The 7,395-nt window shown below is 49.8% G+C and carries 6 protein-coding genes; all 6 read right to left on the bottom strand.

Going from position 1 to position 7,395, the window contains the following annotated elements; genetic code table 11:
* A partial coding sequence (locus TY10_RS03275; protein ID WP_042160543.1) for a translation initiation factor IF-2 N-terminal domain-containing protein occupies positions 1–579 on the bottom strand: 579 nt, incomplete at its 3' end.
* Positions 548–901, bottom strand: a complete 354-nt coding sequence (locus TY10_RS03270; RefSeq protein WP_042160541.1) for a L7Ae/L30e/S12e/Gadd45 family ribosomal protein — start codon at positions 899–901, stop codon at positions 548–550. The genes TY10_RS03270 and TY10_RS03275, both read right to left, overlap by 32 nt.
* Positions 888–1,202, bottom strand: coding sequence for an RNase P modulator RnpM (gene rnpM, locus TY10_RS03265; protein ID WP_042160539.1), 315 nt, complete (start codon positions 1,200–1,202; stop codon positions 888–890). Before rnpM ends, TY10_RS03270 begins: the two co-directional genes overlap by 14 nt.
* Before the next feature lie 46 nt (positions 1,203–1,248).
* The gene (nusA, locus tag TY10_RS03260) at positions 1,249–2,349 is read right to left on the bottom strand and encodes a transcription termination factor NusA (protein ID WP_042160536.1); all 1,101 of its coding nucleotides are present in this window, start codon (positions 2,347–2,349) and stop codon (positions 1,249–1,251) included.
* A gap of 48 nt (positions 2,350–2,397) precedes the next feature.
* On the bottom strand, positions 2,398–2,859 hold the full coding sequence (gene rimP / locus TY10_RS03255) for a ribosome maturation factor RimP (RefSeq protein WP_042160535.1): 462 nt from the start codon (positions 2,857–2,859) through the stop codon (positions 2,398–2,400).
* Between the two features lie 183 nt (positions 2,860–3,042).
* Complete coding sequence (locus TY10_RS03250) at positions 3,043–7,362, bottom strand: PolC-type DNA polymerase III (protein WP_042160532.1); 4,320 nt, start codon at positions 7,360–7,362, stop codon at positions 3,043–3,045.
* Positions 7,363–7,395 lie beyond the last annotated feature (33 nt).

The raw sequence follows: 7,395 nt of genomic DNA, 5'->3' as shown, positions 1-7,395 counted from the left end.
GCTGCCTGCCGGACGATTGCCTTGATAGCCGCCGGATGGACGGTTACCGCCCTGTCCGCCTTGACCGTTAGGACGGTTGCCTTGATAACCGCCAGATGGACGATTGCCGCCGCCTTGAGCTGGACGGTTATTCGTGCTGCCTTGCTGAGATTGAGCTGCCGGGCGTTGTTCTTGCTGCGCCGGGCTAGGTTGTGATTGACTTGGTTGCGTTGGAGTTGTTTGCGTTTGGTTTGGTTGCGTATTCGTTTTAATAGAATTCATAGGCCCCTGTCTGTCCTGAGATATATTTTTGTTGGCTGGCTGAGACTGCGGTTTGCCCGCTGTCTGCGAAGCAGCCGATACCGTCGCGCCGGAACTTTCCTGCGCGCGTTTTGCTGCGGCATTGGCTTTAATATCGCGGAAAAAACCTTCCACTTTCTGCACCATTGCGTTTTCCATAACACTCATATGGTTATTAACGGGCAGATTCAGCCGTTTAAGAATAGTTATAATTTCTTTACTGCTCATGTTTAGCGATTTGGCGTATTCGTATACGCGTGTTTTATCTTTATTGTCCTTGCCGTCCTGTTGGTTGCTCAATATGATCCACCTCCGAATTTTGACTCAGATGACCTGCAATCATTTTTCCGAACTTTGCGTCAGTTACCGCCAGTACGACTCGTTCCGGCTTTCCTATGGCCTTTCCAAGCTGATCGCGGTCAAATGCTTCGGCGAGTTGTATCCCGTAGGTGCTGCATTTGTCGCGAAATTTCTTCTTCGTATTCGGGGATGCGTCTCCCGCAATAATAACGAGATGCGCGTCTCCTTTACGTACCGCCTTGAGCACGATTTCATCCCCAGTAATCAGTTTCCCGGCCCTCATGGCCATGCCCAGAGAGGATAAGCTTTTATTCGTCTTCATCGCTTATCAGCTCCTTATTGGCGAGAAACTGCTCCTCAACCGAGATGAAATCCTGTTCAAGCTGGTCGTAAATTTCATTGCCGACCGTTTGCTTCAAGGCCCGGTCAAGCGCCTTCGACTTTTTCGCCAGCTTAAAGCAGCTAACTTCGCCGCAAAGATAGGCGCCTCGACCGGCTTTTTTACCTGTAAGGTCTATCAACACTTCTTCTTCTGGTGTCCGAACAACGCGGATTAACTCTTTTTTCGGTTTCATTTCTTGGCAAGCTACGCATTTGCGCAGCGGCACTTTTCTCGGTCTCACCGTACATCCCTCCTCTGCCGATTATGGACGCAGCAGCTGAAGCCGGCTAGGAATCGATAGAGACGGAATCCTGATGCATCGTGCCTGTCAACGTTCTCGGGCGGCCGTATTCCTGCTCCGCTTGCGTTTCACTCTTAATATCGATTTTCCAGCCCGTCAGCTTAGCTGCAAGGCGAGCGTTTTGTCCTTTAATGCCGATAGCAAGTGAAAGCTGGTAATCAGGAACGATGACGCGTGCCAGCTTTTCCTGCTCGAATACGATAACTTCCAGCACTTTGGAAGGGCTCAGCGCATTTGCCACGTATTCTTCGACGCTCTCCGACCAGCGGACGATATCAATCTTCTCGCCTGTCAATTCGGTTACAATCGTCTGTACCCGCAAGCCTTTTGGACCTACGCACGAGCCAACCGGATCAACCTCTTCATTGCGCGAATGAACGGCAATTTTCGAACGGAAGCCCGCTTCGCGCGCTACGGAGCGAATTTCAACGACACCATCGTAAATTTCCGGAACTTCCAGCTCGAACAGACGTTTCAGCAAGCCGGGGTGCGTACGGGAAAGAATGATCTGCGGACCTTTCGTAGTATTCTCGACTTTTGTAATATACGATTTAACACGATCGCCGTGCTTGAATTTATCAGTTGGCATCAGCTCAGTCAGCGGCAGTACCGCCTCAACCTTGCCAAGATCGACAAACAGATTGCGAACGTCCTGGCGTTGTACGATGCCATTGACGATATCTTCCTCTTTATCGATGAAAGCATTGTAGATAAGTCCGCGTTCCGCTTCGCGAATTCGTTGCGTCACGACCTGCTTAGCCGTTTGTGCCGCAATCCGTCCAAAATCGCGCGGCGTTACTTCGATGTCAGCAATATCGTCCAACTGGTAATGCGGGTTGATCTCCCTCGACGCATCTATAGTAATCTCAAGACGCGGATCGAGCACTTCATCGACGACTGTTTTGCGCGCATATACTTTAATAACGCCAGTGTGGCGGTTAATATCGACACGCACGTTTTGCGCCGTATTGAAATTGCGCTTGTAGCTGGAGATTAAAGCTGCCTCTATCGCTTCAAGCAACACATCTTTGGTAATTCCCTTTTCCCTCTCGATTTCCGATAACGCTTCAATAAAATCCATGCTCATTGGAATGGAGTTCCCCCTTTCAAAAATAAAAGCCTCTGCCTGGCGTTTCTAGAATACAATAGCCAGTCTAGCACTCGCTACTTTCACATACGGAAGCGTATGCTCCTTCTTGCCCGCTTTCACTTGAAGCTGTTCGCCGTCAAAAGCGAGAAGCTGACCCTCGAACTCTTTCAAACCGTCGATCGGCTCATATGTCGTTATGTAGACATGCTTGCCAATCGCTTTGCGCACATCTTCCGGTTTTTTGAGCGGCCGTTCGGCCCCCGGTGAGGATACTTCGAGAAAATAGTTGTCGCTGACCGGATCATTCTTGTCGAGCTGCTCGCTGAGATATTCGCTGATCCGTCCGCATTCATCGATATCGATGCCGCCTTCCTTATCTACGAATACACGCAGGAAGTAATGGCTGCCTTCTTTCACATACTCAATATCAACAAGCTCAAAGCCATTGCTGTCGAGAAACGGCGCTACCATTTCTTCAACGACGGATTTGATTTTGGATGTGCTCAAATTGCTTTAACCTCCCGTTTGTACGTTCGAAATGGGCTTGATCCATGGAAAAAGCCCAAATACAAAACGTAAAGAGTGGGTTTCCCCACTCTTCTGCTTCAAAGTCTCTATCCACATCATTGCCACAAAAATTATATCATAACCGCATGAAGAGTGACAAGAAATCTTTTCATGTGCTGACAGTTAGAAGAGGGATAGCTGATTCGATTCCGGCAAGCCGCGGAAGCAGCCCATGCCGTTCAGAACCTCGACAATCGTCTTGCTGGCCTTCGATTTCTGCTGGAAATCTTCGATAGACAAGTACTCGCCTTCTTCACGCGAAGCCGCAATGTTCCGGGCCGCATTGTCGCCGATACCGGCGATAGCCGCAAACGGCGGGATAAGCGATTCTCCGTCTACGATAAATTTCGTAGCATGGGATCGATAGAGATCGATCGGCTTGAAGGAAAGTCCTCTAGCCGTCATTTCCAGCGCCATTTCCAGCAAGGAGATGCTGTTCTTCTCCTTCGTCGTCGCGCTAAAGCCTTTTTCTTCAATCTCTAGCAATTTCTTAAGAATCGCGTCATAACCTTGACAGAGTATTTCCAGATCAAAATCCTCGGCGCGGACCGTGAAGTACGTCGCGTAATATTCAATCGGATAATACAGTTTAAAGTAGGCGGTTCGAACAGCCGAGATAACATAAGCCGCGGCATGCGCCTTCGGAAACATATACTCGATGCGCAGGCAGGAGTCGATATACCACTGCGGTACTTTGCAGTTTTTCATCTCATCGATCCATTCCGGCGTCAGCCCCCGGCCTTTCCGTACGCTTTCCGTAATTTTGAAAGCGAGTCCGGCGTCCATTCCTGCTTTATAGATCAAGTATAACATAATATCGTCACGACAGCCGATCACGGTCTTGATGTTACAAGTCCCCTTCTTAATTAATTCCTGGGCATTGCCGAGCCATACGCCCGTGCCGTGGGACAATCCCGAAATTTGCAGCAGATCGGCAAAGGAAGAAGGCTGCGTCTCCTGAAGCATCTGACGAACGAATTTCGTTCCCATCTCCGGTACGCCAAACGTCGCGACCGGCGTCCGAATCTTCTCCGGCGCAACGCCAAGCGCCTTCGTGGAGTTGAACATGCTCATCACCTTCGGATCATTCATCGGAATTGACGTCGGATCGACGCCCGTCAAATCCTGCAGCATCCGCATCATGGTCGGATCATCGTGACCCAGAATATCGAGCTTCAGCAAGTTCATCTCAAAGGCATGATAATCGAAATGCGTGGTTTTCCATTCCGCGTTGACGTCGTCGGCGGGATATTGGACAGGCGTTACATCCTCTACCTCTATATAATCCGGTACAACGACGATACCGCCGGGATGCTGCCCGGTACTGCGCTTTACTCCGGTAACGCCGGCAGCGAGCCTCGACAATTCCGCGCCCCGCCACTTCTTCCCGTGGTCTTCCTCGTATTTTTTGGCAAAGCCAAAGCCGGTCTTCTCCGCAACCGTACCAATCGTGCCAGCCCGGAATACGTTTTTCTCACCAAACATTTCTTTGGTGAAGTTATGGGCTGTCGGCTGGTATTCACCCGAGAAGTTCAAGTCGATATCGGGAACTTTATCGCCTTTGAAACCTAGGAACGTCTCAAATGGTATGTCCTGCCCTTCGCCCTTGGTCACTTGCCCGCATTTCGCACAGCTTTTGACCGGCAAGTCAAAGCCGCTCATGATGCTGCCGTCGAGGAACCATTCGCTGTGCCTGCAATCGGGATTCAAGCACATATAGTGTGGCGGCAGCGGATTAACCTCAGAAATACCAAGGAAGGTCGCGACCACAGAAGAGCCTACGGAACCCCGGGAACCAACAAGGTAACCATCCCTATTGGATTTCTTCACGAGTCGCTCCGAAATCAAATAGTTGGCCGAGAAGCCAAATTTAATAATCGGTACGAGTTCCTTCTCCAAACGGTCGATGACAACCTGTGGAAGCTCTTCCCCGTAAAATGATTTGGCCGTGTTATAACACGTTTCACGGATTTCCTCGTCCGCGCCCTCAATGATCGGCGTGAACAATTGTTCCGGGAACATCTCGAACGGTTCAAACCGTTCCGCAAGCTGAATCGTATTCGTGACAACAACTTCATAGGCACGAGCCTCACCCAGAAAAGCGAACTCGGCGAGCATTTCGTCCGTAGTGCGAAGATGAGCTTCCGGCTTGCGGATATCCTTCAGCGGACTAAAGCCGGTAATGCCATGAATCGCGATATCCCTGAACAGCTTGTCTCTCGGGTTCAAGTAGTGCACGTTGCCCGTAGCAATTACAGGCTTGTTCAGCTCGTCGCCGATCTGGCAAATATAACGGTGAGCCTGTTCAATTTCTGCGCGGCTGCCTACGAGACCCTTTTCGACCAGATGCATGTAGAAATCGACTGGCTGAATTTCCAGCACATCATAGAAGCGGGCAACCTCCAGCGCTTCCTCATAGGATTTGTTGAGCACCGTCTCGAAAAACTCGCCTTTCTCGCAGCCGGATATAACAAGTATGCCTTCGCGAAGCTCAACGAGCTTGCTTTTTGGAATCGTCGCTACCCTTTTGAAATGTTCGGTATGAGAAATAGAAATGAGCTTGAACAGGTTCTTCTTGCCGGCAGCATTCAACGCATAAATATTGCAGTGGAAAGGCCGGGAATTGGATAAGTCCAGTCCTACATAATCATTTAATTGATGAAGTCCGGTAATGTTGCGTTCCGCTGCGTCGCTGATTAGACCATATAATACGCCGCCAAGCGCCAGAGAGTCATCGACCGCCCGGTGATGGTTCTCCAGACCGACTTTATACTTGGCCGCCAGAGTATTCAGACGGTGATTCTTTAGTGACGGATGAATGAACCGTGCGAGCTCCAGCGTATCGAGTACCGGATTCGTTACCTCTGGCATGCCCAGCGACTTGCAATTCGCTTGGATAAAGCCGATATCGAATCTGGCGTTATGTGCCACAAGAACAGAATCGCCAATAAAAGCAATAAATTCACGAAGCATAGGTTCCAGTTCAGGAGCATCCTTGACCATATCGTCGTTAATGCTCGTCAACTGCTGAATGTGATAAGGAATTTTTTCATGCGGATTAATGAAAGTTGAGAAACGATTGATCTCTTTGCCATCCTTCATACGAACGCCGGCAAGCTCGATAATTTTATTGTTTACAACGGAAAGGCCCGTCGTCTCGATGTCAAATACGATATATTCGGTTGTTGCCAGCTGTTCCTCACGGGAATTCAGCACCATCGGCACCGCATCATTGACGACGTTGGCTTCTAGTCCGAACAGTACTTGAATGCCATTCTTCTTCGCTGCCTTGAAGGCATCAGGATAGCAGTGGATATTGCTGTGATCAGTCACTGCAATCGCCTTATGCCCCCACTTCGCCGCTGTTTTCACATAGGCATCGATTGGCGTTACCGCATCCATTGCACTCATCGTCGTATGAAGATGGAATTCAACCCGCTTCTCTTCTGCCTTGTCCTTGCGGTCCGGCGGAGAACCGATTTCGTTCAGATCGCTCGGCATCATAACGAGCTCAGGCTCTTGCATAAACCGGTCGTAATCGACCCGGCCTCTCGCCTTTACCCATTTGCCGTTCGCAATCAGGCTGAACATTTTCAAGTCGTCCTTCGTTTTGGCGAACATCTTCATCGCCATGGAGTCGGAGAAGTCGGTAACGTTAAACGTGTACAGCGTCATTCCATTCCGCAGTTCTTTCACATCAAGCCCAAATATGGTGCCCTGTACCGTAATCTTCTTCTCTTCTTCGCGAATGTTCATAATCGGAACCGGCTCGTCCCGAATATCGTAGCCTACAGATATTTTAGACGGCTGCTCATCATCTTCATTCGCATCGGAATCGGCGGCGCTTTCCATAATCTGAAGAACGGCTTCCCGTTCCTCCTGTACAATTTTCTGCTGAAACTCTTCGTATACCTCTTGTCTAGACGCCCCGCCCGTACCAACCTCCAGCTTTACCCTATAGTTGCGGGCAAAACAGCGGCTGTAGAAGCGCACGATTTCCTCGTCGATCCGTTTTTTCCGGGCAAGCTCAAGGCCCATTCCGTCCAGCAGCGAGATCGTAATCAAATCGCCTTCTGCATCCATGCCGGCTTTCGCCAGCCAGCCGTTAACCGACGCGATTTCCTGCTGTGCCCATTCAATGAACAGGCCCCAATATTCCCTTGCTATGTCCGCAGAAGCAACATTGTCCTCATAGTGGAACTGAAAATCGGTCTCTGCGATATGGGCGAATTTCAGATGTACCGCCTGCAAAAGTCCGCTGTAAGCCCTAGAAGGCACTAAGGACGCTTTGCGAATGCAAAACGTCCATTTGCGGTTGCTTTTGCGGACAATTACCTGATCAATGTACCCGTCTTTATAATAAGAATGGATAAGTTCCTGAGGCAGCTCCGATTGCTGCAGCAGCAATTCGAAGCGTTGCCTCTTATCTCCGGTCTGACTCATGGTTAATCATCACTCCCAACAAACTCCTATCGA

This window comes from Paenibacillus gorillae, assembly GCF_000513275.1.
GTDB classification, from domain to species: Bacteria; Bacillota; Bacilli; order Paenibacillales; family Paenibacillaceae; genus Pristimantibacillus; species Pristimantibacillus gorillae.
Note: the sequence above shows the minus strand (reverse complement) of the source record. Positions and strands in the feature narration are given on the sequence as shown.